Raw genomic sequence first — 1621 nt, 5'->3', positions numbered from 1 at the left:
CCGACCGCGACCTTACGGATCCCGTGGACACCGGGGATCGCTTTGAGCGCCGCCTCGCCACCCTGAGCGCCGAACCGGCCGTGCGAGCCGCCGCGAGCCCCAGGGGTCGCGCCGGGAGCGGCCAAGTCAACGAGGCTAACTCGGGTGAGAGCCAAGTAAAGAATCTTAACTCGGTGGACCCACCCGCAAAAATGCCTGAAAAAACAGGAACGTCGGACCGAGTTAAGAATCTTAACTCGGCTCACGCGCGCGGGGGTAGTAGTAGTTTATATAAACCTACTACTACAAAACCTACCTCTGAGGTATTGGAACAACCGGGCGCGCGCGGCAGTGAGGAGTCGGCCGACGCGCTGCACTATCCCGAGAGCTTCGGCTCCGATCACCGCAAACTGGCTGATCGGTGTCTGCAGGGATTGCCCGCCGACCAGGCCCAGCAGGTCCTGGACGAGGTCGCCGGTGCCATCCGGGATCGCGCTCAAACGGATCCGATCCGCAACCCCTTGCGCTACCTGAGTGCCGTCGCCAAGCGGGCGCGCAGCGGCGATTTCCTGCCGAGCTACGCCGTGGACGCGGCCGAACGACGCCGGCGCAAGGCCGAGCAGGCGGAGCGCGAACGACGGATCGACCAGGCGAGCGTCCAGCAGGCCGAGGCGCAGGTGGTCACGGTCGAGCCCGACGCGAACAACGAACTGGTGCAGCGATTGGAGAAGGCCCGCAGCCGCAGCACCCACCGATCCAAGGAGCCAGGGGCATGATCCTCGACGAACATGACATGCCGTTCAGCCACGGCCGCGCTCGCGTGGTCCGGGACGCGCTGAATCGCGAGACGGATAAGCGATACGAGCTGGTGCCAGTGCATTGGGGCGGCCAGCAGGCGGGCTATGGCGTGGAGCAGGTCGATCCCGACGCACCACCCGAGCCCCCGCCTCGGCCACCTGACGACGAAGAACCGAGCGAATCACTGCGACAGGCCGCACGGGAGTATCGCGCGCCGGCGTCGGCCGGGGAGCCACCCCGGGACCACCCCGCCGACGCGGACGCCGAGGTGCCGACCTACACCTTGCGGCCGGCGCTGCGCAGCGTATGGCCCACGGTGCTCAAGTTTGTGCTGCTCCTCGCCGTACTGGCCTGGACGCCGGAGATCGTGGCTTGGCTGGGGCAGTTGCCCGATCCAGTAGGCGCGAGCATTGCCGAATGGCGCATGACCATCCCGGGCATTGGCGAGCTGCCCATCGTGCAGGCAGCACTGTCGATGGTCCTCGGTATCTGGATGGTGCTCACCGCGATCCGCATCGTGTTCGCGATCTACTACTACCGATTCACCCTCGACCCCGACCGCGTGACGGTGCAGACCGGGATCATCGCGCGCCACCGGCGCACGTTGCGCTATGCCAATGCCCGGATCCCGACCCTGGAACAGGGAGTCATTGATCGCCTGATCGGAATCGGCGAGGTCCGAGTGTCCTCGGCGGGCGGCGGCGAAACCGGCGAGATCCGGCTGCATGGCGTGAGACGACCGCTGGAGGTGAAGGAGGAGATCCAACGGCGCGTGGACGCGGTTTGGGATCGCTGAGCCAGACCAGAGGGTGGAACGGGGTTCCACCCCCCTGAGCCAGACCAG

At 66.4% G+C, this 1621-nt stretch carries 1 protein-coding gene and 1 pseudogene; both read left to right on the top strand.

What is annotated here, in order from left to right; translation table 11 throughout:
- A pseudogene (locus tag F618_RS15160) lies at positions 1–755 on the top strand (hypothetical protein); the annotation flags it as partial.
- A complete protein-coding gene (locus F618_RS0114595) occupies positions 752–1573 on the top strand; it encodes a PH domain-containing protein (protein ID WP_018168688.1) in 822 nt (273 codons plus the stop codon). The pseudogene F618_RS15160 and the gene F618_RS0114595, both read left to right, overlap by 4 nt.
- Positions 1574–1621 lie beyond the last annotated feature (48 nt).

The organism is Thioalkalivibrio sp. ALMg13-2, assembly GCF_000381185.1.
In the GTDB taxonomy this organism is placed as follows: Bacteria; Pseudomonadota; Gammaproteobacteria; order Ectothiorhodospirales; family Ectothiorhodospiraceae; genus Thioalkalivibrio; species Thioalkalivibrio versutus.
This window is presented reverse-complemented; position numbering and strand designations above follow the sequence as displayed.

Bases quoted from the DNA above. Each gene is read 5' to 3' on its own strand.
- F618_RS0114595 (WP_018168688.1), top strand. From the start codon at position 752: ATGATCCTCGACGAACATGACATGCCGTTCAGCCACGGCCGCGCTCGC.